The organism is Amycolatopsis sp. NPDC005232, from assembly GCF_040607795.1.
GTDB lineage: Bacteria > Actinomycetota > Actinomycetes > Mycobacteriales > Pseudonocardiaceae > Amycolatopsis.
The window spans coordinates 37782-61935 of sequence record NZ_JBEXHL010000043.1; the positions used below are offsets into that span (position 1 = coordinate 37782).

At 68.4% G+C, this 24154-nt stretch carries 23 protein-coding genes and 4 pseudogenes; 11 read left to right on the forward strand and 16 right to left on the reverse strand.

What is annotated here, in order from left to right; all coding sequences use genetic code 11:
• Positions 1-51: 51 nt before the first annotated feature.
• From ABZU76_RS45035 to ABZU76_RS45050, 4 genes and pseudogenes are all read right to left on the reverse strand, one after another.
• A pseudogene (locus ABZU76_RS45035) lies at positions 52-276 on the reverse strand (hypothetical protein); the annotation flags it as partial.
• Positions 261-329 (reverse strand): annotated as a pseudogene (locus tag ABZU76_RS45040) (hypothetical protein); the annotation flags it as partial. The pseudogenes ABZU76_RS45035 and ABZU76_RS45040, both read right to left, overlap by 16 nt.
• Positions 317-493: a hypothetical protein gene (locus ABZU76_RS45045; RefSeq protein ID WP_354882590.1), complete on the reverse strand. Its 177-nt coding sequence runs from the start codon at positions 491-493 to the stop codon at positions 317-319. The gene ABZU76_RS45045 and the pseudogene ABZU76_RS45040, both read right to left, overlap by 13 nt.
• Positions 445-792, reverse strand: a complete 348-nt coding sequence (locus ABZU76_RS45050) for a hypothetical protein (protein WP_354882593.1) — start codon at positions 790-792, stop codon at positions 445-447. The genes ABZU76_RS45045 and ABZU76_RS45050 overlap by 49 nt, the downstream gene beginning before the upstream one ends.
• A 255-nt stretch (positions 793-1047) precedes the next feature.
• On the opposite strand from ABZU76_RS45050, the gene ABZU76_RS45055 reads away from it, so the two are divergent.
• Together ABZU76_RS45055 and ABZU76_RS45060 are read left to right on the forward strand one after the other, a co-directional pair.
• Entirely contained in the window at positions 1048-2073 is a 1026-nt protein-coding gene (locus ABZU76_RS45055; protein ID WP_354882596.1) for a hypothetical protein, read from the forward strand.
• A gap of 116 nt (positions 2074-2189) precedes the next feature.
• Positions 2190-2525 (forward strand): annotated as a pseudogene (locus ABZU76_RS45060) (polysaccharide deacetylase family protein); the annotation flags it as partial.
• A gap of 156 nt (positions 2526-2681) precedes the next feature.
• Here ABZU76_RS45060 and ABZU76_RS45065 read toward each other — a convergent pair.
• Genes ABZU76_RS45065 through ABZU76_RS45075 form a run of 3 tightly spaced genes read right to left on the reverse strand, consistent with a single transcriptional unit; the run spans position 2682 to position 5269 of the window.
• Positions 2682-3704 (reverse strand): M56 family metallopeptidase, encoded by a 1023-nt coding sequence (locus ABZU76_RS45065; protein WP_354882599.1) that lies wholly within the window; start codon positions 3702-3704, stop codon positions 2682-2684.
• Positions 3701-4060, reverse strand: coding sequence for a BlaI/MecI/CopY family transcriptional regulator (locus ABZU76_RS45070; protein WP_354882601.1), 360 nt, complete (start codon positions 4058-4060; stop codon positions 3701-3703). The genes ABZU76_RS45065 and ABZU76_RS45070 overlap by 4 nt, the downstream gene beginning before the upstream one ends.
• 27 nt (positions 4061-4087) lie before the next feature.
• The gene (locus ABZU76_RS45075) at positions 4088-5269 is read right to left on the reverse strand and encodes a hypothetical protein (RefSeq protein WP_354882604.1); all 1182 of its coding nucleotides are present in this window, start codon (positions 5267-5269) and stop codon (positions 4088-4090) included.
• 191 nt (positions 5270-5460) lie between these two features.
• Here ABZU76_RS45075 and ABZU76_RS45080 point away from each other — a divergent pair, with 191 nt between their 5' ends.
• The 3 genes from ABZU76_RS45080 to ABZU76_RS45090 all read left to right on the forward strand — a co-directional run bounded on the left by ABZU76_RS45080 (position 5461) and on the right by ABZU76_RS45090 (position 7929).
• On the forward strand, positions 5461-6153 hold the full coding sequence (locus ABZU76_RS45080) for a response regulator transcription factor (protein ID WP_354882607.1): 693 nt from the start codon (positions 5461-5463) through the stop codon (positions 6151-6153).
• A gap of 4 nt (positions 6154-6157) precedes the next feature.
• The gene (locus ABZU76_RS45085) at positions 6158-7438 is read left to right on the forward strand and encodes a HAMP domain-containing sensor histidine kinase (protein WP_354882610.1); all 1281 of its coding nucleotides are present in this window, start codon (positions 6158-6160) and stop codon (positions 7436-7438) included.
• Positions 7439-7503: 65 nt separating this feature from the next.
• Positions 7504-7929, forward strand: coding sequence for a DUF1707 domain-containing protein (locus ABZU76_RS45090; RefSeq protein ID WP_354882613.1), 426 nt, complete (start codon positions 7504-7506; stop codon positions 7927-7929).
• 112 nt (positions 7930-8041) lie between these two features.
• Here the strand turns inward: ABZU76_RS45090 and ABZU76_RS45095 are convergent, their stop codons facing one another.
• The 6 genes from ABZU76_RS45095 to ABZU76_RS45120 form a co-directional block, all read right to left on the reverse strand.
• The gene (locus ABZU76_RS45095) at positions 8042-8896 is read right to left on the reverse strand and encodes an isocitrate lyase/PEP mutase family protein (protein ID WP_354882616.1); all 855 of its coding nucleotides are present in this window, start codon (positions 8894-8896) and stop codon (positions 8042-8044) included.
• A 207-nt stretch (positions 8897-9103) separates the two neighbouring features.
• The gene (locus ABZU76_RS45100; RefSeq protein ID WP_354882619.1) at positions 9104-9775 is read right to left on the reverse strand and encodes a response regulator transcription factor; all 672 of its coding nucleotides are present in this window, start codon (positions 9773-9775) and stop codon (positions 9104-9106) included.
• The gene (locus ABZU76_RS45105; protein WP_354882622.1) at positions 9772-11022 is read right to left on the reverse strand and encodes a sensor histidine kinase; all 1251 of its coding nucleotides are present in this window, start codon (positions 11020-11022) and stop codon (positions 9772-9774) included. The genes ABZU76_RS45100 and ABZU76_RS45105 overlap by 4 nt, the downstream gene beginning before the upstream one ends.
• Before the next feature lie 21 nt (positions 11023-11043).
• Positions 11044-11892, reverse strand: a complete 849-nt coding sequence (locus ABZU76_RS45110; RefSeq protein ID WP_354882625.1) for an ABC transporter permease subunit — start codon at positions 11890-11892, stop codon at positions 11044-11046.
• Positions 11889-12818, reverse strand: coding sequence for an ABC transporter ATP-binding protein (locus tag ABZU76_RS45115; RefSeq protein ID WP_354882628.1), 930 nt, complete (start codon positions 12816-12818; stop codon positions 11889-11891). The genes ABZU76_RS45110 and ABZU76_RS45115 overlap by 4 nt, the downstream gene beginning before the upstream one ends.
• Before the next feature lie 179 nt (positions 12819-12997).
• Positions 12998-14212: a hypothetical protein gene (locus tag ABZU76_RS45120; RefSeq protein WP_354882631.1), complete on the reverse strand. Its 1215-nt coding sequence runs from the start codon at positions 14210-14212 to the stop codon at positions 12998-13000.
• 196 nt (positions 14213-14408) lie between these two features.
• Here ABZU76_RS45120 and ABZU76_RS45125 point away from each other — a divergent pair.
• Positions 14409-14945 (forward strand): annotated as a pseudogene (locus tag ABZU76_RS45125) (hypothetical protein); the annotation flags it as partial.
• A gap of 240 nt (positions 14946-15185) precedes the next feature.
• On the opposite strand, the gene ABZU76_RS45130 reads toward ABZU76_RS45125, so the two are convergent.
• Together ABZU76_RS45130 and ABZU76_RS45135 are read right to left on the reverse strand one after the other, a co-directional pair.
• Positions 15186-16505, reverse strand: a complete 1320-nt coding sequence (locus tag ABZU76_RS45130; protein ID WP_354882634.1) for a metallopeptidase TldD-related protein — start codon at positions 16503-16505, stop codon at positions 15186-15188.
• Entirely contained in the window at positions 16502-17956 is a 1455-nt protein-coding gene (locus tag ABZU76_RS45135; RefSeq protein ID WP_354882637.1) for a TldD/PmbA family protein, read from the reverse strand. The genes ABZU76_RS45130 and ABZU76_RS45135 overlap by 4 nt, the downstream gene beginning before the upstream one ends.
• A 573-nt stretch (positions 17957-18529) precedes the next feature.
• On the opposite strand from ABZU76_RS45135, the gene ABZU76_RS45140 reads away from it, so the two are divergent.
• From ABZU76_RS45140 to ABZU76_RS45155, 4 genes are read left to right on the forward strand one after another with little or no spacing between them, the layout of a single operon-like run.
• Complete coding sequence (locus ABZU76_RS45140; protein ID WP_354882640.1) at positions 18530-19546, forward strand: Fe(3+) dicitrate ABC transporter substrate-binding protein; 1017 nt, start codon at positions 18530-18532, stop codon at positions 19544-19546.
• Entirely contained in the window at positions 19543-20595 is a 1053-nt protein-coding gene (locus ABZU76_RS45145; protein WP_354882643.1) for an iron ABC transporter permease, read from the forward strand. The genes ABZU76_RS45140 and ABZU76_RS45145 overlap by 4 nt, the downstream gene beginning before the upstream one ends.
• Positions 20592-21620, forward strand: a complete 1029-nt coding sequence (locus ABZU76_RS45150) for an iron ABC transporter permease (protein WP_354882646.1) — start codon at positions 20592-20594, stop codon at positions 21618-21620. The genes ABZU76_RS45145 and ABZU76_RS45150 overlap by 4 nt, the downstream gene beginning before the upstream one ends.
• Before the next feature lie 10 nt (positions 21621-21630).
• On the forward strand, positions 21631-22458 hold the full coding sequence (locus tag ABZU76_RS45155; RefSeq protein WP_354882649.1) for an ABC transporter ATP-binding protein: 828 nt from the start codon (positions 21631-21633) through the stop codon (positions 22456-22458).
• Positions 22459-22487: 29 nt separating this feature from the next.
• Here ABZU76_RS45155 and ABZU76_RS45160 read toward each other — a convergent pair whose 3' ends face one another.
• Positions 22488-23423 carry a MurR/RpiR family transcriptional regulator gene (locus tag ABZU76_RS45160; protein ID WP_354882652.1) on the reverse strand — a complete coding sequence of 312 codons (936 nt, stop codon included), beginning with the start codon at positions 23421-23423 and terminating at the stop codon, positions 22488-22490.
• 129 nt (positions 23424-23552) lie between these two features.
• Here ABZU76_RS45160 and ABZU76_RS45165 point away from each other — a divergent pair, with 129 nt between their 5' ends.
• Complete coding sequence (locus tag ABZU76_RS45165; protein WP_354882655.1) at positions 23553-24134, forward strand: Chromate resistance protein ChrB; 582 nt, start codon at positions 23553-23555, stop codon at positions 24132-24134.
• The last annotated feature ends 20 nt before the right edge of the window (positions 24135-24154 follow it).

Consider the following 24154-nt stretch of genomic DNA (forward strand, 5'->3'; position numbering starts at 1 on the left):
AGCAACGTGAAGCATATCTCGGTGCCGCCATCGAACTCGCCGACCACGCGTCGCCGTCAGGTACCCGACCAGCGCCGCGATCACCAGGAGCAGCGCCAGGCCGACCGGGCCGGTGCCCAGTCCCACGCCGCCGCGCTCGGGCCCGACCCCGAGCCAGTCGGCGAACGAGGCGCCGAGTGGCCGCGTGAGGACGTAGGCGGCCCAGAACGTGGCGACTGCGTTGAGGCGCTCGAACCGCCAGGCGAGCGGCGGCACCGCGATCACGGCCGCGAACACGAAGCCGAACCGAGGTAACCGAGGCCCAGCGTCGTCGCGGTCAGGTCGCCCGCCTCGGTGCCGAGCGCGAAGGTCGCCCCGACGGTGAGCCAGTAGAACACCTCGCGGCGCGGCGTGGTGACGTCGTGGATGGACAAGGTTTTTCGAACCGTTGCCACAGCAGGAAAATCACGGCGAGCACGAGCGCGAAGACCGTCGTCGACACCGCGTAGGGCACGCCGAGCGCGACGTGCGCGACGTCGGCGGCATCGTGCCGAACACGCTCACCAGCAGCACGGTGGTCCAGTACCGGACCGGAGAATACCCGTGGGCTCGGAACTGCAGGGTGAGGGAAACGGCCAAGGCCGCGGCCGCGAGTCCCACGGCGATTACCGGATCAACGGTGTGCGCGAGAAAGTCGCTCGTTGTCTCGCCGACGCCGGTAGTGAGCACTTTGATGACCCAGAACAAGACGGTGATCTCGGGGACTTTGGTGGCGCCGCGATGGCCGGCGTCGGCCGGCTTCGCTGTCGTCATCAGGAAATTCTCGCAGCAGGTGATCCCGCTGGAATGCGGGGAACGATTGTTCCACCGTGTGCCGATTGCGTGTTTTGCCGGTTTTCACCTTGTGAATAAATTGCCGGGAATAAACCTCTGGCTAACCTTCCCCGCCATATAATAGGGCCGCTTTCCGTGGCGTTCGCCGGCCCGTTTCCTGCTGCCCCGGCGACGTAGACATCTACGCTCATGTAGATTTACTACATACGTGTAGAAATTTGGGAAGGCGAGTGCATGGAGCGAGTGGTGATCGTGTCCGCCCGGATCGGGGCCGGCCACGATGGCGCGGCGAAGGAACTGGCCCGGTGCCTGAGCGAGCGAGGCGACAGCGCCGAGATCGTGGACTTCCTCGACCTGCTGCCCGGGCGGCTCGGCCGCCTGCTCTGCGACGCCTACCACCAGCAGCTGCGAATTGCCCCCCGTAGCTGGGACTGGCTGCTCGGTGCACTCGGTTCGCCGTCCCTCGCCGCGGTCGCCCGCGGCGTGGCCGGGCTCGCCGCGGCGAATCTGGCGAATGCGGTCGACGGTGCGCACCAGGTCGTGTCGACTTACCCGCTGGCCACGCTCGCGGCCGGGCGGCTCAAGGCGCGGGGAGAGCTGGGGCAGGAGCTGGTGGCCTACCTGACCGACCCGTCGGTGCACCGGCTGTGCGTGAGCCCGTGGGCGGATCTGACGGTGGCGCCCAACGAGATCGCGGCCGAGCAGGCCCGGGCCCTGGGCGCGGTCCGCACCGTGGTGCGGCAGCCGCTGGTCGCCCCGCAGTTCCGGCCGGTGTCCGGCGGTGCCGAGCGGGCCCGGCTGCGCCTGGCGTACGGGTTGCCCGCCGACCGGGCACTGGCGCTGGTCGTCTCGGGGTCGTGGGGTGTCGGCGAGGTCGAGCGAACGGTGGCTGATTTGCGGGCCGACGGCGTGGTCGAGCCGGTGGTGGTCTGCGGCCGCAATGACGCGCTGCGCTGCCGGCTGGCCCAGGCGGGTGTGCGGCACGTGTTCGGGTGGGTGGACACGATGGCGAACCTCATGCGGGCATGCGATCTCGTGGTCCAGAACGCAGGCGGGCTCACGACCTCGGAAGCGCTCGCCACCGGCCTGCCGGTGCTGACCTACCGGTGCCTGCCCGGGCACGGCCGGGCCAACTCCGCCGTGCTCGACCGCGCCGGCACGGTGCCGTGGGTGCGGTCCCCGGAGGCTCTCGGTGACGCCCTGCGGACGGCGCTGCACCGGGAACCGGCACCCGTGCCGCGCATCGAGGTGGCCGGGTGATCAGGGCCGCCGCGCTGGCTGCGTTGGCGTCGCATGCTGCGCCGGCCGCGTTGTTCGTCCCGCCGGTGCGCCGGCTGATCACGCCTGCGTTGGCCGGCGTCGGCGACCCGGGGCACGTGGCCCTCACATTCGACGACGGGCCGCATCCGCGCTCGACCCCGCACTTCCTGTCCCTGTTGGACAAGAGCGGGACGCGTGCGACGTTCTTCGTGCTCGGCCGTGAGCTCGCGCGCGCACCGGAGCTCGGCCGCGAGATCGTGGCGGCCGGGCACGAGATCGCCGTGCACGGCTGGGACCACCGCTGTTTCGTCCGCCGATCTCCTGCAGCTTTGCACGACGACTTGGCTCGTACCACCGACCTGATCACCTCCGTTACCGGTGCAAGGCCGACGTGGCTGCGCGCTCCCTACGGGGTGTTCTCAACCGGATCGCTGGTCGCCGCGCGCCGGCTCGGCCTTCGCCCGGCGCTGTGGACGGCCTGGGGCTTCGACTGGACGCGCCACGCCACCCCGGAATCCGTTGCCGCGACAGTCCACAAGGGACTTCGGCCCGGCGGTACGGTCCTGCTGCATGACTCGGACGTCGCCGCTGCGGTCGGGGCGTGGCGCTCAGCCCTCGGCGCACTCCCGGTGATCCTGGCGCGCTGTGGTGAGCTGGGTCTGACCGTGGGCCCGCTGCGTGAGCACGGGGTCGGGCGCGCACGACGCCAGTTGAGCGGCTTCGATGTCGGCGTGCAGGGACAGCACCGCTCGCGCGCCGGCGCCGGCCGACCAGCCGCAGCCACCGAGCACGACGGCCACCGCGAACGCGGTCAGCAGACCGCGACGGCGAGACGCTGAACCGGGCGGCGCCGAGTCCAGTAACGCACGCACGCGCTGGGGCACCGGGCCGCCGGCGGCGGCAAGCGCGTAGGAGCTCTGGTGGCCGGCCAGCGCGGCCTTGGCCACCGCGGTCGCGACCACGCGCCGGTCACCCACCCCCGATGCGGCGGTTTCGTCGGCCCAGCGTTCCATCGTGAACCGGGTCGTTTTCGTGAGCGGGTGGACGAGGGGGTTCAGGGCGGCCGCGAGGACGCCCGCCGCGGCGTAGACCGGGTGCCGCAGCCGCAGGTGGGCTCGCTCGTGCAGCAGAAGGGCGGCCCGCTCGGAGCGGTCGAGGGCCGCCAGCATCCCGCTGGATACCGCGATGCGGCCGCCGCGGCCGGCGATCGCGAACGCGACCGGTTCGGCTCCAGGCAGGATCACCACGCCGTCGGCGGGCGAGTGCTCGTCGAGTTCGCGATGGACGCGCCGGTACCAGCGCCACTGGTCCCGGACCGTCGAGATCACGGAGGTCGCCGCGGCGAGAAGCAATACCGCGTACACGATCGAGATCGCTGCGGGCACAGTGGCGGTCGAGTTGAGCGCGGCGGCCGAGAAATCGCCGAGTTCGGCGACCAGTGGCACCTCGGACAACCCTGCCGCGGCCCCGAGAGCCAGCGCGGCCGTGCTGCCGGCCGCGAACACCAGGGCCAGAAAGGTCAGCAGCATTGTGGCCGCCTGGGGGGACAGGCGCGGCGCGAGCCATCGAGCGACCGGCCACGAGGCGAGGGGCAGGATCAGGGGGGCGAGCAGGCCGGGGTACACGGTCACCTGCTTCCGCGGTCGTGCTGCAGCAGTTGCAGCAGCGCGTGTTCGTCGGCCGGTGGGAGGGTGGAGACGAACTTCGCGAGGACGCTCCTGCGGTTGTGCTCGCTGTCGAGAACTGCGCGCATGCGCCTCGCGGCGAGCCCGGGAGCGTCGTCGACGGGGCTGTAGGCGAACATGCGACCGTGCTTTTCCCTGGTGAGCACACCTTTGTCGAACAGCCGCGACAGGATCGTCACCACCGTGGTGTAGGCGAGTGAGCTGTCTCCGAGCGACTTGCGAACCTCTGCCGCGGACGCCTGGCCGCGCTGCAGTAGCACGGCCAGCACCTCGGCTTCGAGTTCACCAGGTGCTTTGCGCATACCTTGAATCTACACTGCTGTCGTAGTTCACGGTGTGGTCGTGGGCGGGACGCGCAGTGACGTGGCGAAGAAGTCGCGCTGGTCGGCGGTGAGGTAACGGGTCAGGTTGCCCGGCATGGCGGGCAACAGTTTGTTCGGTGCCGTGTTCGGCAGGTCTGGGCGGAAGGAGTTGAAGGTGACCATGGGGGAGTGGATGTCGAGTTCCATGCCCTGCTGGATGCCGGCCTGGGTCATGGCGTCGGCGAGGGTGTGCAGGGTGAGGCCGGTGCCGCCGACGTAGATCAGGTTGCCGGCGCGGTCGGTTCCGAGGCCGGAGCGCCAGGTGTACTGGAACTGGTTCGATGCGCTGCCCCACTGGCCGGCCGGGTTGAGGTCGAGCCCGGAGACCGGGGCGCCGTGGTCGACGACCAGATCGAGGTTCTGCCGCACGGCGGCGAGGTGCGGGTTCATCCTGGCGTCGCGACCCCACTTGGCGACCGAAACACGGCCGGTATCGTCGATCACGACCGATGCCATGCCGTCGTGCAGTGGGGCGACGGTGTCGCCGTTGAGGTAGTAGCCGCCGTTGCAGTCTTTCAGTTTCCAGCCGGAGTTGAACGCGGCCACGAGGCTGCTGCGCATTGCGGCGGGAATGGCGGCCGGGCCGGGGCCACCGGGGTCTTTCGTGCCGGAGAACAATTGGGTGCGCACCAGCGATTGGTTTAGCCACGCGACGCCGGCGACCACGCTCGCGTGCGCCGGATCAGGCTGGACGAAGGTGGTGTATTCGGCGACCTGGTTGCCGCTGCGCGCACCGGGAACCCATTCTCCCGCCCCACTCGCCGCGGTCGGCCCGACGGCCAGGTTGTGTGGGCGCGGACCGGCTTCGTTGGTGCCGAGCCCGCCCATCGAGGGCAAATCCGCGGCGCCGGGCTGCGCGCTGGAGGGCGGGTGGCGGGTGAACCACCAGTTCTCCACGGCATTGACGACGCCACCGAGACCGATCTCCCGTAACCAGTCCACCGTTCGGACGGACAGGCTCGCGTCACCGGGGTAGGTGAGCGCGTAGGTGTAAGTTCCGGCCGGGTAACCGACAAGCGCCGCCACCACCAAGACCACGATCCGGCGCCGCCACCGTCGCTTCGGCTTGGCCGGGGACGGCTGCGAGGTGGGTCGCTGTGGCGCGGGGTGTGGTGAAAACGAGTGCGGGTACAGCTGATCGGTGGTCATGTCCGCAAGCTATTCGGGGTCCAGTGCACGGCCGGAAAGCCGAAGGTTAGCGACAAGGAAAAACGCATTCGGACTGGGACGTGACGCGGTTTCACGACGGTCATGGGTAACAGAGCCGCTCGGGCAGGTTAGCGGCAGGCAAAATGATCGTGCTCGGCACCGGCGTTCGGATCAGCGGATATTCTCGGGGCATGGCCCGAGTACTTCTCATTGAAGACGACCGCACCATCGGTGAGGTCCTGCGCACGAGCCTGACCCAGCACGGGCACGACGTCGCCTGGCACACCAGCGGACGAAAGGCCCTGCGTGCCGCTGCGAGAGAGCCGAGTGATCTCGTCCTGCTCGACCTCGGGCTGCCCGACCTCGACGGCACCGAGATGTGCCGCGAGCTGCGCGGCACCTTGCCCTCGTGCGTGATCGTGGTCCTGACCGCTCGTGCGGACGAGATGGACGTGGTCGTGGGTCTGGAGGCGGGTGCGGACGACTACCTCGTCAAGCCGGTGCCGCTGGGGGAGTTGCACGCGCGACTGCGCGCTCATCTGCGTCGCCACTCCACGGACCGCTCCCTGGCCGAGATCACCCTCGGCCGGTTGCGGATCGACCCCGCGGCTCGCCGGGTCAGTGTGGACGGTGCCGAGTTCCCGTTGCGGGCCAAGGAATTCGAGCTGCTGCTGCGGCTCGCGCAGGAACCGGGCAGGGCGGTGAGCCGTGAGACGCTGATGGCCGACGTGTGGGACGCGCACTGGTTCGGCTCCACCAAAACGCTCGACGTCCACATCGCCACCCTGCGGCGCAAGCTGGGCGAAGCGGGCGGTGCTGGTCCGATGCCCGAGATCGCCACCCTGCGCCGGCACGGCTATCGGCTCGAGGACGCGGAAGGGTGAGCAGGTGCGTCGCCGTATCGTCCTGACGACGTTGCTCGCCGCGCTGGTCGCGATCGGCCTGTTCGGCACGCCGCTGGCCGTCGCGGTCGCGCGGTACTTCGTCACGGCGGAGCGTGCCGAGCTCGAACGCGCCGCCGATTCCTATGCGCTCGACGTGTCCGGCGACATCCTGCGGCACCGCGCGCCGGACCGCATGCCGACGACGGAAGATCCCACCGCGGTGGCGGTGTACAACCCCTCCGGTACCTTGCTCGCCGGCACCGGACCAGCCACGCTCGCTGAGGCGGACAAAGCAGCCCACAGCGACGGCGTTGTCTCCGCGGACACCGCCGACGACCTCGTGGTCGTCATCCCGATCGACGACGACGGCACGGTCGCTGCGCTCGTCCGCGCCGCCACCCCGCGCACGGAGGTCTACTGGCACACCGGCCTCACCTGGCTCGGCATGACCGGTCTGGCCGTCGTCGCGTTCTTGTCGGCCTACTTGGTGGCGCGCCGCCAAGCCCGGCGGCTAGCGCGCCCGCTCGAACAGCTGTCCGCGACCGCGCGCGACCTCGGCGACGGCGACTTCACCATCCGCGCCGCCCGGGCCGGGATCCCCGAAATCGACTCCGTCGGCGAATCCCTCGATTCCACCGCCGTGCGCCTGGACGACCTGCTCGCCCGCGAACGCTCCTTCTCGGCCGACGCCTCCCATCAGCTGCGGACTCCGCTCGCCGGACTACGCCTGCAGTTGGAGGCCGCGCTGGAGAACCCGCGCGCCGACCTCCGTCGAGTCGTGGAGGCTGGTGTCGCGACGACCGGGCGGCTGGACCGCACCGTCACCGACCTGCTGGCGCTGGCCCGCGACACCCCGCCGGTGCGCGACGCTACCGCCGTCGCCGACGAACTCGCCGCTATCGAACACGAGTGGTACCCGACCCTCGCCGACCACAACCGCAGCCTTGTGCTGACGGTGGAGCCGGTCGTCGCCGGCGCTCGCCTGTCCGGCCCGGTGTTGCGCCAGATCATGACTGTCCTGCTCGACAACGCGCTACGCCACGGCTCCGGCACCATTTCAATCACCGCCCGCGACGCCGGAGAAGTGCTGGCGGTCGACGTCGCCGATGAAGGCGAGGGCATCGTCAACGACACCGACGTCTTCAGCCGCCGTTCCGCGGAGGCCCGCGGAACCGGTATCGGCCTGGCCCTGGCCCGCCGCCTCGCCGAAGCCGAAGGCGGCCGGCTTCGCCTCGCGAAGCCACGCCCCGCCGTATTCACGCTCCTGCTCCCACTCGACGATTGATGCTTCCTACTACGTTCGTGTAGAATTTCGACAGGAGTGTAGTTTCTCTCGGCGAGGAGGCACCTGTGAGCGCCGACGAACCCAGCGCAGAGTCCGCTCGCGAGAGCATCCGTTGCTCCGATACCGAACGCGAGGTAACGGTCGCCGCCCTGCAGAAAGCCGCGGGAGAAGGAAGGTTGTCGCTTACCGAGGTCGAAGAACGAACCACGGCCGTCTACGAAGCGCGGTACCGCCACGACCTCGACGAGCTACTCGCCGATTTGCCGCCGGCAGCACCCACCACCGGCTGGCGCCCCGTCATGGCCCTGGCTGGTCGGCAGCTCGCCACGGACTTCACCGTTCTCACCGGGAGGGCTGGCGCTGCTGCAAGCGCTCGTCGCCGCGCCTTCCTCATCGTCGCGGCCGTCTTCTTCCTGGTCCTGACGCTGATGCTCGCCGTCCACGGCATCGTCGACGAGGGCCTGCGCCACCACCACTTCGGCCACGAGTGATTCGCTCAGGTGCCTGCGTGCGAGCGATGCTGCTCGTCGCGGCCGTGGACAGGCGCGGAGTTCGGCCTTCCGGCGAGCCCTGTCGGCCAGGGGCACGCCGGAAGGATGCCGATCAGGCGCTGGCGAGAATCCGGTGGTGTCGGCTGATGTTGTTCTCCAGCAGTTCAAGGGATTGGGCCACGCCGACGGCGCCGGCGCGGGGTTCGGGTAGCCGGCCGTCGTCCGCGCGCAATTGAAGAAGTGCTTTGTCCATCGCTTCCTGTGCGGCGAACAGGAGGGGCGTGCTGTAGATAGCCACGTCGACCCCGAGGTCGGTGAGCTCGGGCAGCGACAACCGAGGCGACTTGCCGCCCGCGATCTGGTTGAACAGCAACGGTTTGTTCCCGATCACCTGGCGGATCTCCTTGATCGCGGCTTCGGAGCGAACTCCGTCGATCAGGACCACGTCGGCGTCGGTCCGGGCGAGGGCTTCCGCGCGGCGGATGATCTCGTTGTGGTCGGTGGCGTCGGTCCTGGCGACCACGACCAGGTCCTGGCGTGCCGACAGCACCGCATCGAGCTTCTCCAGGTATTCCTCGAGCGGAAGGATCTGTTTGCCGTCGACGTGACCGCACCGGCGGGGCCGCTTCTGGTCCTCGATGATCACGCCCGACGTGCCGAGGTGTTCGAGCTGCCGGACAACGTGGCAGGCGGTCTCGTGGTCGACGTACCCGTCGTCGATGTCGACCAGCAGGTGGTGTCCGGGAAACGCGAGGCGCAGCCGCTGTGCGAACGCGACCATGTCGGGCCACGCGATGAACCCGATGTTGGGCAGGCCGTAGTGGGAGGCGGCGAACCCGAAGCCGGATACGAAGAACCCGTCGTAGTGCTTGGCTGCGACTGACGCGGAGAACATGTCGAAGACACCGATGAGCGGGGTGATCGCTTTCGACTGGACGGACGAACGGAGGCTTTCGCCGTGACGCACCTTGATCTCCTTGCCTTGGATGGTTGGTGATCTTGGTGTCCGATGATGGTCGGGCCGGGGTTAACGGCTTGCCAGCACGCGGAAGGTGGCGGGTAAGGCGGACTTCCCGATCGGGTGGTGTTCGCTGGGGCGGCCGGTTGACGCACGCGGGATTCGGTCGGCCTCGGTTTGCCGGCCGTGTCCGTAGTGGACGATCGACCGTAGTCGTCAGGCCGGGCGTACCAGACCGGCGTCGTAGGCCAGCACGACGGCCTGGACTCGGTCGCGCAGCTCGAGTTTGTTGAGGATGCGCCCGATGTGGGTTTTCACCGTCGCTTCGGACAGCACGAGTTCTCCAGCGATTTCGGCGTTGGACAGGCCGCGAGCGAGCTTGCGCAGGACTTCGAGTTCGCGGTCGGTGAGCCGTTCGAGCCCGTACCCGGTCACCAGGGTTCCTTCGGCGGTGACCGGGTCGGGGAGCTGGCCGGCCATCGCGTCCAGCAGTCGACGCGTGACAGTGGGAGCGACGACCGCGTCGCCGCTGGCGACTGCCCGGATCGCCGAGATCAGGTCTTCGGGCGGGACGTTCTTCAGCAGGAACCCGCTCGCGCCGACCTTCAGCCCGGGGAAGGCGTATTCGTCGATGTCGAACGTGGTCAGGATCAGGACACGAGAGCGTGGGTGCGAGCGGACGATCTCGCGGGTCGCTTCGATGCCGTCCATGCCGGGCATGCGGACGTCCATGAGAACGACGTCGGGATCGAGTTCGGCGGTGCGGGTGACCGCGGCCGCGCCGTCGGCGGCTTCTCCGACGACGGTGAAGTCGGGTTGGGATTCGAGGACCAGTCGGAAACCGAGGCGCAGCAGGGGTTCGTCGTCGACGAGCAGGATGCTGATCACGCGCTGACCACCGAGCCGTTGTCGCCGGGGACGCGTCCGGGCTCGAGCCGGGCACTGACTCGCCACCCGCCGCCGGGCCGCGGGCCGGCAGAGACGTCGCCGCCGAACACGGCGACGCGTTCGCGCATTCCGCTGAGCCCGTGTCCCGCCGTGGGGTCGGGGACGGCGCGGGGTGTGGTGCCGTCGTCGTCGATTTCGAGCGTCACGATCGGCTCGGCGTAAGTCAGGCGGATGTTCGCGGCCGAGGGCCGTGCGGCGTGTTTGAGCACGTTTGTCAGCGCTTCCTGGGCGACGCGGTAGAGAGCCAGCCCGGCGGTGGGGGAGAGGGGGAATCGTTCGCCGGTGATCGTCCACGTGGTCGGCAGGCCGGTGGTGCGGACCTGGGCGACGATGTCGTCGATCTGGGCGACGCCGGGTTGGGGGGTGCGGGGGCTTTCCGCGTCGGTGCCGCGCAGCACGCCGAGGAGCCGGTGCATCTCGTCGAGTGCTTGGCGCCCGGTGGCGGAGACGTGCTGGGACGCGGTTTCGGCGGCGCTCGCATCGGTTCTCGCGGCGTAGGCGGCGCCGTCGGCCAGGGCGATCATCACCGACAGGTTGTGGGCGACAATGTCGTGCATCTCCCGGGCGATGGTGGCCCGCTCGCGCGCGGCCGCGATCTGCGATTGCTGGTCCCGTTCGCGTTCCGCGCGCAGTGCTCGGTCGCGCAGCGAGGCGAGATACACGCGGCGCATCCGGACGTTCACCCCGAGCACAAACGCTGCGACGACCACGGCGGCGGCGAACACGAACCTGGCGGTGGACTCGGCGAATTCGTCGCCGCGGAAGACCACTACCGCGATCACGACGCCGACTACCGCGAGCGCGGTGAGCGCGCGCCGTCGGCCGGAGTGCCCGCCGACCGTGTAGACGGCGACGAGCACCGCGATCACGGTCGGCGGGAACGCCGGGCCGATGAACCCCTGGACCAGCGCCAACGCGCTCGACACGGCCAGGGTGGTGAGCGGTAGCCGGCGGCGGAGCGCGAGGGTGAGGACCAGCAGCACTCCGATCCCGAACAGGAACGGCCGGGCTTGCGGCGCCACTCCGCGGTGCTCGATGACCAGCGCGAGCGGCAGCAGCGCGCAGGCCAGCAGCACGTCGACGGCCCTGGGATGGCCGCGCGCCCAGGCCCGGAGCCGATCGGCTCCGGGCCATCCGCTGACCAGGCCGTCTTCGGAGACGGGCCACACTGCTCCCGCGTCGCTCACCCCGCCATCATCCCTCACCGCTCAGGCGTCACGGCGTTCGAGCAGGACGACCGCGGCCACGAGCGCGACCGCAACGTAGATGCAGAAGACTGCGAAACCGGTCCACGGCGCGAGCGCGGCCGGGTCTTGCTGGACCGTGAGCAGGGCCTGCCCGGCATTGCTCGGCAGGTACGGCACGATGTGCGGGGCCCAGCTGTCGGGCAGTGCCTCGGCGATCCCGGGCAGCACCAGCAGCAGGCCGAACAGGGTGGCGATGGCGCCGGCGGTGTGCCGGATCAGCCAGCCCAGCGCGACGCCGAGCATGCCCACCACGGTGAGGTAGAGACCGACACCGAACACGGCTCGGAACACGCCGGGCGCCGAGAGCGTCGTCTCGATGTGCTGGGAGCTCAGGAACGCTTGCCCGCCGAGGAACGCGGCGAACGAGCTGACCGTGCCCACGACGAACGACACGAGGGCGAAGATGACGAGCTTCGCCCACAGCACCGGAGTCCGGGTCGGAACGGCCGAGAAGGTCGCGCGGATCATCCCGGTGCCGTACTCGCCGGAGACGATGAGCACACCCAGAACACCGATCACCAGCTGCGCGAGGACGTAACCGCGGATGCTGACGTCGGTCGGGTCGAAATGAGCCTTGGCCTGCGGGCGCATCGTCGGCCAGCGGCTCGCGTCGGCGGCGGAGAAGATCCAGCCGAGGGCGATCATCCCGATCACGGCGACGGTCACAGCCAGCGGCGATGAACGGACTGAGCGGAACTTCAGCCATTCGGAGCGCAGCACCCGGGCGGGGGTCACCTTGAGGTCGTCCGGCAGCGCGGCGCCGGGTGCTGGCGCGCTGCCGCTGGTCGTCGGCGCGGTGGTGGTTGTCATGACGCGGACCTTTCCTGGTCGACGGGGGTGACCCGGTATTCGAGAGCGTCGTCGGTGAGTTCCATGAACGCCTGTTCCAGGGACGCCTGGACCGGTGTGAGTTCTTCGAGCGCGATGGCTTCGCGGCAGGCGACCCGCCCGATTTCGGCGCCGTCCAGCCCGCTGACCTCCAGCAGCCCGGGTGCCAGGCTCGTGACCGCGACACCCGACCCGGCGAGCAGATCGCGCAGACGCTCGGACTCCGCAGTGCGTACCCGTACAACCCGGCTTGACGCGCGCTGGATGAACTCTTCGACCGATGTGTCGGCAATGAGCTTGCCCTTGCCGATCACGATCAAGTGCTCAGCGGTCAGGGCCATCTCGCTCATCAGGTGCGAAGAGACGAAAACGGTCCGGCCTTCGGCGGCCAAACCGCGCAGCAGTCTCCGGATCCACAGAATGCCCTGCGGGTCGAGGCCGTTGACCGGCTCGTCCAGCACGAGAGTCGCGGGATCACCGAGCAGCGCGGCCGCGACGCCGAGACGCTGGCCCATCCCGAGGGAGAACCCGCCGACGCGCTTGCGGGCGACGTCGCCCAGCCCGACGAGCTCGATGACCTCGTCAACGCGGCGGCGCGGGATGCCGGTGCTCAGGGCGAGCGCGAGCAGGTGGTTGTAGGCGGAGCGTCCCGTGTGGACCGCTTTGGCCTCCAGCAGCGCACCGACCTCGTGCAGCGGCGCGGCGTGCCGGCGCAGCGCCTTGCCGTTGACCGTCACCGAGCCGGACGTGGGTGCGTCCAAGCCCATGATCATCCGGATCGTGGTGGATTTGCCCGCTCCGTTCGGGCCGAGGAACCCTGTCACTACGCCGGGTTTCACCGTGAACGTGAGATCGTCTACGGCTGTCCTGTCACCGTAGCGTTTGGACACTGCGCGAGCTTCGATCATGGGCTTTCTGGTCCTTTCCGGCCTGATGTGGCCGAACCCTAGGACCGGGTGCCGTAACCGGGCGACCTTCTACCGGACGATCCGAGGGCCGTCGAGGTGCGACTTCTGGCGTAGCTCGTACGCCAGAAGTCGCACAGCGTCGGCCGAGTCCGTGGCTGCGATGCCACTCGGTGAACCATTCACGCGAGAGCAGTCAGCAGCGCGGTGAGGGCGGGCTTTTCTGTGGCCGGGTTCGGGCTCGTCGCGCGCAGTTGGCGAAGGACGGTGTCGATCTTGCCGTCGATCGTGGTCCAAGCGGCGTCGTCCCTCGGCTTGAGGCGTGCTTCTGCGTTGTCCCAACCGGTTTCCAGGTCGTCGACGCGGCTGGTCGCGCCGGACTGGTCGCCGGCGTCGAGCTTGCTCAGGGTGTCCTGGGTGATGGTGCGAAACGCTGACAGGTCGCCGAGTGGCGACGCGGGGCCGGTGGGTGAACCGGGCTGGGCGGCGACGGGGGTCGAGGTGGGGGCCTGGAGCGCGGACTTCCGGAGTGAGTAGCCCGTTCCCGCGGCGGCGAGCACCACGACGATCACCACACCCGTTTGCCAGAGACCGCCTCGCGCAACGGTCTCGTCGGCTTGTGAGCCGTGCGGGGTCACGTCGGTTTTCGTCAGCGAGAGGTAGGTGACGACAGCGAGGATGCCGATGACGAAGATCAGGCTCGTCATCGTGGTGCCGAGGCCGAGACCACCCTGTGCCGGCGACTGGGCGAGGTAGTCGCCGATCGACGCACCGAGCGGTCGCGTGAGGACGTAGATGAACCAGAACGCCAGGACCGGGTGCAACCCGAACCGCCACCCGATCGCGAGGACCGCGATCAGTGCCGCGACGATCCCCCCGGTCACCAGATACCCGAGTCCGAGCACCTCGGCCATGAGATCACCGGTGGCAGTCCCGAGCGCGAAGGTGAAGAGGATCGCGAGCCAGTAGAACGCCTCGCGCCGCTTGGTGTCGATGGAGTGGATGGACAGTGTTTTCTCCGCCGCGTACCAGGTCGCGAAGGTGGCAGCGAGCAGAACGCCGAAAACAAGCGTGCTCGTTTCCAGCGGCACACCGACACTGTCGGTGAGGTTGTCGGTCACCAGCGTGCCGAACACGCTGACCAGCGCGACGGCCAGCCAGTACCGGGCAGGCACATATCGCCGCGCGGTGAATTGGAAGATCATGGCGACGATCAGCACGGCACCAGTGACGAGGGAAACCCCGCTCAGGCCGAAGTTCAGGTTCACGTTCAGGAAGTCGGCCGCGGATTCACCGACCGTCGTGCAGAGGACCTTGACGATCCAGAAATAGACGGTGACTTCGGGAACCTTGTTGAGGAGCCGGTTGTCCCGTGCGAGTTCACGGTGCGAGGTCATGTGGTCTTGTGATCCGTTCGCTGTGGTGGCAAGGAGATCGGCAACGGGCAAGTCCGTGCCCAGGAGAATGTTCACGGAGCGCGACATCGCGTCACGACGTGTGAGACGCTAGAGGAGTCCGGATTAGACGCCGGATGGGTGCGAGTTAGCGCCTAGTAAAAAATTCACGGATCTCTCACGGACGTGCGGATCCATTGTGGAGCCGCCCTGGTCGCCCTGTCGTGATTCCGCTCACGCAGATCGACGGGGAGGGGAACCAGTTCGATGGCTTCGCCTGCGGTCTCCAACGCGGCGTCGACGTCTACGTCTTCACAATCCCGGGTTCGACGCCGGCGGCAAAGGCTACCTGGGTCAAGACCGTGCCGCCCGCAGGTCTACTCTCCGCGGTCCCTCGTCCGGGCAATCACCCACTTCGCCGGCCAGGCCCGTATCGGCTGGGAGGATCTCGCAGTACGCCAGCCAGTTGTGGTCGTCGACCAGGGGAGCGGACGTAGTCGAACCCGATCTTGGCGTTGGACGGTTCAGCGGAGACCGGCGCGGCGGACAACCACCGCGATCCCGACGGCACGGTCATCCGATCGACTCCCGCTTCCGGCTCGCCAGCCCATGCACGCCGGGGTCTGCCGGCAGCACGCTGCTGCGGCGCCCCCAGAGCTACGACCATGGCTTCGCATCCGCCGGCGAACTCGACGCCGGACTGGTCTTCTGCTGCTACCAACAGAACCTCGCCGCGCGGTTCGAACCGTGCAACACCGCCTCACCGGCCAACCGGTGGCCGATTACTTGGGCTCCTTCGGCGGCTCCCACTTCACCTTGCCGTCGTCCGCGACGCACGCGATTGGTTCGGCGGCGGGTTGCTGAGCTGACCGCATCCACCGGTAGGCGCCGCACGCCCAGTGGTCCCGGCACAGGTCGGCGCGCCGGGACCACTGGGCGGACCGCCTACGGCCGCCCTGTGCTCCGAAGTGTGGAGCTAGAGGCGGAACGGCCCTGCGTCCACGAGCAGCGAGGGCGCCGTGATGCTTTCCATGAACGTCTGCTCGCCTCGTTCACGTTCGGCCCCGACGGCGACGATGTGGTCGAGCACCTCGTCCATGCGAAACGTCAACCGGACCGGTGGATGCCAGGCCACGATCTTCCCGTCTTTGACCCAGTACGTCGCATCCCGCGTGGTGCCGGTGACGAGGGTGTCCTTGGGGTGCAGCACGCGGAGGTAGTCGAGCCGGCTGACAAGCAGGCCCTCGTCGCAACCGGCCAGCAGGTCCTCTTCCGACTTGTCTCCCGCGGCCATGAGCAGGTGCGAGGGAGCGGGTTCGGCCCCGAATCGCCAGCCGAACGGGACGCCGTGACCGGTCGAGACGCCGCCGGTGACACCGGCGTGCTCGAGGTTGGACACCACGCCCGCGAGCGTGCCTTTGGTGATCAGCGGTGTGCGCACGCGGGGGCTTCCCTCCACGTCGAAACCGCTGGGCAGCCCGTCGGGATCGCCGCCGTCGTCGACGACGGTGATCAGGTCACTGGTGATCGGCGAGGCGAGCCGGCCGGCGGCGGCAGTCCTGTTCTCCGCGAACCCGGCGGCACCGAGCGCGGCGTAGCCGTAGGTGGCCAACAGCGGGATGGTCGCTTGTGGGCGGAACACGACCCGGCATTGCCCGCTGAAGGGCTCGCGTGTCGGGAGTGGCGCGAGCGAGGCGAGGAGTCGTTCCGCCACGTCGTCGACGCGGATCTGAGCCGCATCGCGGTGAACGCGGCGCACGCTGGCCGAGTGCCCATCGTGATCGGCGATGGCTTGCAGCGATGCCTTGGTAAGCGTCTCCTCACGGAACAGCCCGCTGTCGTCGGCCACCACACGGTCGATGACTTCGTGTCGGATCGACCCGCCGAGCTGCGCCTTGTCGTCGAGCCCCTTGCGGACCGTGTCGAACCAGGCGAAGCGCTCGGCGGCCTCGGCCTGCCGCGTCGCCTCGCTGACCTCGGGTTTTGTCGGCTCGCCGGCGTACGCCGTTCCGGTCTGCTTCTGCGGCTGACCGGCGGGCAGCGCGGTGAGCTCGTGGTTGAGGTGGTCGGCCAGCGCCCGCACCGCGTCCCGCTCCAGCGACTCGAGCGCGCCGATCACGATCCGGCCGTCTCGTTCGAGGCGGATGCGCACGCGCATCCGCTGTTCGCTGTGCTGCGCGGTGACGCGAGACCGGGCGTATCGCAACAGCCCGACCTTCTCTTCAGACACTTCGAGCCGCGCGCCGGTACCGAAGCACTCCAGCGCGGCTTGGACTTGCGAGCTGTCGATCGTCATTTGGTTCCCACCCTCACGTTGCGGAAACGAGCCGGTACGGTGCCGTGGCCGACGTGGGCGACCTGGAGGGGTTCGCCCTTGTTGCAGGAGGGGATGCCGTGCACCTTCCACTCGTCGGGACCGGCGAGGGCGTCGCACTCGGCCCAGAACTGTGGCGTCACCCCGGTGTACGAGCAGTTCTTGAGCAACCGGCCGAGTTTGCCGTCGCGGATCTCCCACCCGACCTCGGCGCCGAGGCGGAAGTTGAGCCGCATGTCGTCGATGGACACGCTCTTGGTCATGTCGACGAGCACTCCGCGATCGGTGCCCGCGATCATCTCCTCGAGCGAGGAATCACCGGGTTCGAGGCAGAGATTAGTCATGCGCACCAAGGGAAGCCGCTGCCATCCGTCGGCGCGGGCCGCACCGGTGGACTGTTCACCCATAGCGGCGGCGGATTCGCGGCCGGAGAGGTAGCCCATGAAAACGCCGTCGGTGATGAGCTGAGTGCGTTGTGCCTGGACACCCTCGTCGTCGTAGCCGAACGAACCTAGCGCGCCGGGGATCGTGGCGTCGGCGAAGACGTTGACGATGGGTGAGCCGTACCGGAAGGAACCCCGCCGTTCGGGCGATGCGTAGGTACCTCCCGCGAGGCTGACCTCCGACCCGAGCGCGCGGTCGGCCTCCATGGGGTGCCCGGCGCATTCGTGCAAAAGCAGCGCCATCTGGGAACCGGTCACGATCAGCGTGGTCGTCTCGTCAGGACACTGCGGTGCGGACAGCAGCGCCACCGCCTCCGCACCGACCCTGGCCCCCTCCTCGACGAGCCGTAGTGACTCGATGTGTTCGTAGCCGGCGGTGGCGAAGTCACCGCGCTGGCCGCGGATGGTGCGCGGAACCGCTTGCGGGAACGACCGGCGCTGGATGTCGTCGCCGTCGCCGGCGTACACGACCAGGCCGGCGCCGCTCTCGGTCAGTGTCTGTTCGATCAGAGCGCCTTCGGTGTTGGCGAAAACCTTGTCGTCGCGGAAGAAGTCCATCGACGCTTCGACCTTCTGCACCAGAGGGCCGGCTGTCTCGGCTTCCGCCACTGCGGCGGCGAGCAGGTCGACCTTGGCCGACACCGGCACGCGGAACGGGTCGATGACCATCGGCGACTGCCAGCGGGTGCGGGTCGTCACCGGTTCGCCGAGGTCGATGCGCGGACCCGGGCCGACGGCCAGGGCTTGGGCGACGGCTCGGCCGACGACTTCGGCGAGGCCGGCGCGATCGAGGCGGTGTGTGGCGGCGAAACCCCACTGCCCGTCGACGATCACCCGCACGCCGAGCCCGGTGGACTCTTCGCGGGCGAGGTCGCCGGGACCGTTGCGTTCGGCGAGGACCAATTCGTGCGTGCGGTGCAGCACGCGCACATCTCCATAACTCACTGCTCGGGGGAGCAAACCGAGGACGGCTTCTGCGATGTCGCGCATCACCGGATCACCCACGACGCGCTGAACTGAGTGGACAACTCGAAGACCTCCGAGGGGATGGGGGACTGTCCGGGACATCGGCTTCGGACACTTCGACGGTAGCACTCGCTACAGGTGATCACAATGGATGTTGTATCCACTACGAGACTTGGCGGCGACCACGGAGCGTTGCTTGTAGCGTTCGCTACCGACGGGTCGGGGTCGGGAAAGTGCCCGTAGCACAAGGCGGATCGGAAGGCTGCCGATACTCGACGAGAACGGCTATTGACGTGCGCTGTAGCAGATCCTACAGTACATCAAACCTTTGAGACGGAGACCACACCAAATCGACGTCCACTGCCGATTGGCGGTTCGCCGCGGCTCAGGGAGAAAAGATGATCACAGAATTGATCACCACTCGCTGAGTGCCGACTTTTGGACGGAGTGAGCCTGCGCAACGCAGGTTTACTCCGGAAATACGCGTGTGTCAAACGCAGGTAACAACTGCGGGGCCGAATTTGCCCTGCGCTGGTTTCGATTCGGATTTGCGGCCGGGACTGCCCGGCTCGCCTCAGTTTGCCCGAGGAGCTCACGATGTCTCCCATCCTCAAGCTGTGCAAGTCGTTACGCCTGACCGGTGCGCTGCTGACCGCGGCGGCGCTGGTGGTCGGCTGCGGGACCGCCGGCGGCGTCGGTAGCGGCGACCCCTCGTCTGCCGGGCAGGCACCTTCCGTGGTCGCCGCCGACGTGAACAACGCCGAGTGCGGCAAGCAGACCCGGGTCATCAAGCACGACCTGGGAACCACCACCGTCTCCGGCGCCCCGCACCGGATCGCCGTGCTCGAGCTGTCGTTCATCGACGCGATCGTGAACCTCGGACTCCGGCCGGTGGGGGTGGCGGACGACAACAATCCGGGTGTCCTCATTCCTGCGTTGCGCGACAAGGTCGGGAAGTACACACCGCTCGGTCTGCGAGCATCGCCGAATCTCCAGGTGATCACCTCGCTGAAACCGGACCTCATCATCGCCGATTCGCAGGAGCACTCCGCGATCTACTCCCAGCTGTCGAAGATCGCACCGACGATCGCGGTGAGCAGCGATTCGGCCGGCTACCAGGAGACGATCAACAGCGAGAAGCTCATCGCCGAGGCAGCCGGCAAATGCGATCAGATGAAGACCGTGCTCGACCACCACACCCAGGTCATGAATCAGCTCAAGGCGAAGATCCCACCCGGCGACACCCGCAAGATCCTCTTCGCCATCGGGACCGAAACCGGCGTCACCGGTTACACCCCGCGGGGCTTCGCGCCCGGGGTGCTGTCCGCGCTCGGGCTCGCTTCCCCCTTGCCGGACAAGGGAGACGACTTCCATGTGTCGGTGAGCCTCGAGACGCTGGTATCACTGAAGCCGGACGTGATCATCGTGGCACCCCACCCGGGAAAACTGCTGATCGACCAGTGGAAGACGACGGCGCTGTGGGACACCATCCCGGCGGTGCGGAAGAACGCCGTCTTCATGGTCAACCAGAACCTGTGGTCCCGCGCGCGCGGGCTGATCGCCGCCGAGCAAATCGCTGCCGAGGCGGTCCAGAAGCTGGCCGGTGCCTCATGACCGCGCGGGTCGAGCAAGTGGGCAAGCCCGCCGCGACGGCCGAGGTCGGGCGGCGGCTGAAGCGCCGCCACGTGGCGGCCGTGGCGGTGATCGTCTTCGGAATCCTCGTGATCGGCGTGCTGTGGGCGCTGTCCCTCGGCAGCCAGCCGATCCCGTGGTCGACGGTGTTGCGGTCGTTGTTCGCCGGCGACAGCCCGGAGGAGGCGATCGTCCGGGTCGTCCGGATGCCGAGAGTTCTCCTGGCGGTTCTCGTGGGCGCGAACCTGGCTGTCTCGGGCGCGCTGATGCAGGGCATCACGACGAACCCGCTCGCTGCGCCGGACATCATGGGGGTGAACTCCGGCGCCGCGGTCGTCGTGGTCGCGGCGACCACAATGGTCCCTTCGCTTCTCGGCGCGCCCTCCGTCGTGCTGGCCTTCGTCGGTGCCGCCGCAGCGGGCATCGCGGTGATGGTGCTGGCCGGAATGGGGGCCGGGCGAGTGAGCCCGGTCCGGCTGACGTTGGCGGGCGTCACGGCGAGCACGTTGCTCGTCTCGCTGACGCAGGTGCTGGTGATCTTCCACGAGAACGACGCTCAGCGTGTCCTGTTCTGGCTGGTCGGTGGGGTGAACTTCGCCAACTGGGATTCGGTGCGCACCGTCTTGCCGTGGACCGTGCTGGGGCTCGCGGCGGCCATGGCGATGGCCCGGGCGATGAACCTGCTGGCGCTGGGTGAGGACATGGCTCGTGGGCTCGGCCAGAACGTTGAACGCACCCGGGCCATCGGCGCCGGCGTCGTGATCGTGCTGTCCGGCGCCTCGGTGGCGGTCGCGGGGCCGATCGCGTTTGTCGGCCTGATCGTGCCGCACATCGTGCGACGGTTCGTCGGGTCGAGTTATGCGATGGTGCTCCCGCTGTGCGTGGTCCTGGGAGCCGCGCTGACCGTGTTCGCCGACATCGCCTCGCGGTTCATCAACCCGCCGTACGAAGTGCCGAGCGGCGTCGTGTCGGCGTTGATCGGCGCCCCGATCTTCATCTACCTCGCTCGTCGGCAGAAGGCGGCACTGTGACTGTTAACGCTGCGTCCGCGCGGCCGGTGCGCTCGGCATCGGCGACCGTGCGCAATCCTCGTGTCCTGATCGGCGGCATGGCCGGACTCGCCGTGGTGGCGAGCGTCGCCAGCCTGGCGATCGGAGCCACGCCGATCTCGATGTCCCAGGTGTTCGCAGCGCTCGTGGGCGACCGCAGCAGCGACGCCGCCGGCATCGTCCTCGACTTCCAGTTGCCCCGCGTGCTGCTGTGCTGGCTGGTCGGCATCGGCCTCGCTGTCTCGGGCGGGGTGATGCAGGGAGTGGTTCGCAATCCGTTGGCCGCGCCGGACATCATCGGCGTCACGAAGGGTGCCGGCGTCGCGGGGATGGTGCTCTCACTGACGTTCCCCACGATGTCCGCGGCGCTGGTGCCACCGGTAGCGTTTGTCGGGGGACTGGTCGGTGCCGGCCTGGTGTACCTGTTCGCCTACCGCCGGGGCGCGTCGCCGGTGCGGCTCGCGTTGGTCGGCATCGCGGTGAGCGCGGTGTTCGAATCGGTCATCAGGTTCCTGCTCACCAAGTATCCGCTCGACGTGAACTCCTCGCTGATCTGGCTCACCGGCAGCCTCTTCGGGCGCAGCATGAACTCCGTCGGACTCGCCGCGCCGTGGATCCTCGTGCTCGTGCCGATCGTGCTCGTGCTGGCTCGCCGGCTTGACGTGCTCGGGCTCGGCGACGACATGGCCGCGGGCCTCGGAGAGCCGGTCGAGCGGACCCGGAGGCTCCTCCTGCTGCTGGGAGTCGCGCTCGCCAGCGCCTGCGTCGCCGTGTCGGGAACCATCGGTTTCGTCGGCTTGATCGCACCGCACATCGCCCGTCGGCTCGTCGGCGGGCGCAACTTCACTTCCTTGCTGGCCGCCGCGATGGTCGGAGTGCTCCTGATGATCGTCGCCGACTCGATCGGCCGCGGGATCGCCGCGCCGCTGGAGATTCCCGCCGGACTCGTGACGGCCGTCATCGGCGGGCCGTACTTCCTCTATCTGCTCGTCAAGCTCGGAAAGTAGGAGAACTGTGATGCGGCTTCAGACGCAGAGCGTCGACCTGGCGTACGCGGACCGCACGATCGCGGAGAACCTCTCGTTGCAGATCCCGGACGGGCAGGTCAGTGTCCTGATCGGACCGAACGGATGCGGGAAGAGCACGGCGATGCGGGCGCTCGCCCGGCTGTTGCCTCCGAAATCGGGGCAGGTGGTCCTCGACGGCAAGTCGATCCACCAGATGCCGACGAAGGAGGTGGCGCGGAAGCTGGCGATCCTCCCGCAGGTACTGACGGCTCCGGAAGGCATCTCGATCGAGGACCTCGTGTGGTTCGGCCGGCACCCGCACCGGACGTCGTTGAAGGTGCCGACTGAGAAGGACCGCGAGGCGGTGGAATGGGCGTTGGCCGTCACCCGCGTCGCTGACATCCGCGATGCGCACGTCGATCAGCTCTCCGGCGGGCAGCGCCAGCGGGTGTGGATCGCGGTCTGCCTCGCGCAGGAAACCGAGATCCTGCTGCTCGACGAACCCACCACCTACCTCGACGTCGCCTACCAGCTCGAGGTGCTCGACCTCCTGGCCGACCTCAACCACGACCACGGCACGACGGTCGCGATGGTCCTTCACGACTTCAACATGGCCGCGGAGTACGCCGACCACGTGTTCGTGATGCGCGACGGCACGCTCATCACCGAAGGCCCGCCCCGGGACGTGTTCACCCAGAGCCTCATCCAGGATGTGTTCGGTGTTGAGTCACATGTCATGGATCATCCGGTGAGCGGCAAGCCGATGTGCATCCCGGTGCGCAGCGAGCGCGCGTCGCGGCCGGCGCCGGGCCGAGCTGTGGTCCACGGCACGTGCTGATCGCAGACCACGCGGGGAGGGCGAGGTCGCTACGCGCGCCGGGATCCGTTGCGGCGGCGGGGCGGCTTCGGCTCAGCCGGAGGGTCGCTCTCCCCGCGTAGTTCTCCGCGCAGCCGGTTCATCAGCGCCATCGCCAGCAGGGCCGGCTCCCGCTCGCGGGCGGCGATCGCGAGAATCAACGCGTCGAACAGCGCCAGTGTCGTAGCCTGCACGCTGAAGAGCTGCGAGTTCCCGATCGGTGTGGTCAGGGTCAGCGACACGCGGTCGGCCAACGCCTCGGCGAGCATGTCGGTGACGAGGATGACCCGAGCGCCGACTTCGTGGGCGTGCGTGAGGGCAACGTCGATCTCGGTCGAGACGACCTGGTGCGCGACCACGATGACCACATCGTTTTCGTTGAGGCTGAGGAGCTCGTCGGCCAGAAGGAAACCCGACGTCATCGCGGAGCGCGCCCGAAGCCGCAGACGCACCAGCCGCAGGGCGAGGTAGCTGCCCAGCACGCCGAGGCCGCCGTAGCCGAGTACCACGATCTCCCGGGCTTCGCCGATGAGCTTGACCGCGGCCGCAAAGCTGTCGGGGCGGATCGTGCGCCGCGCGTCCTCGAGCAGTTCGATGCTTTCAGTGAGCACCCGTGATAGCACGGCTTCCGGGTCGTCACCCAGTTCATCGAGGCTGCGGCCGAGCCGACCCACAGGGGTGAGCCGGTCTTTCACCGTCTGCTGGAGGATCTTCTTGAGCGCGGGAAGTCCGTGGTAGCCCAGGGCCTTGACCGTGCGGATGACCGTGGCGTCGCTGGTCTCGGTGGCCCGCCCCAGGGCGTCAGCCGACGCGAACGCGACTTCGTCAGGGTGGTCGGCGAGGTAGCGCGCGACGCGCCGCTCGGAGGCGCTGAGAGCGTCTTGCCGGGCCACAACCCGCTCGTCCAGGGACGCCGGGACGTCCTTCGGCCGCTTCGTAGCGGACATAACGAGTCGCGCCCCCTTTCTGTAACGATGCCTACGCCAGGTTACCGCACGAGGAACCCGAATCCGTTGAATGGGCAGTGAACCAGGCAGAGAAAGGGTTGGGCGCGCGCATTCGGTTAACCTGGGCACATGCCAGCGCAGCGCAGTACGGAGGACCGGGATCCCGCCGATGGGCCGTGGCTCATGCTGATCTACCGGGTGCCGAGTCAGCCTTCTCGTGCCCGAGTGGCTGTGTGGCGTGATCTGAAGCGGATGGGCGGGTTCTACGTGCAGCAGGCGGTGTGCGTGCTGCCTGACCAGGGTGATCTGCGCGCCGGCCTCGAGAAGGTGCGCAAGCGGATCGACGAACTCGACGGCTCCAGCATCTTCCTCACGCTGACCGAGGTCGACGATGACGTTCGGGAGCAGTTCGTCAACGGCTTCCGTGCCCAGTCCGAAAAGGACTACGCGGAGATCGTGGAGGAGTGTGAGACCAAGTTCTTCAAGGAAATCGAGTTCGAGCGGTTCCGCGCGAACTTCACCTTCGAGGAAGCCGACGAGATCCGGCAGGATCTGGAGAAGCTCCGGCGGTGGCTGGACCGGGTGGAGGACCGCGACTGGATGAAGGCCGAGGGGCGTGAGCTCGCGCGCGCGAAGGTCGCCGAATGCGAACAACTGCTCGAGCAGTTCGAGGCCGACGTCTACGAACGCACGGTGTCCGATCAGGACTGAAAGCGCAAAATGCTGCAGTG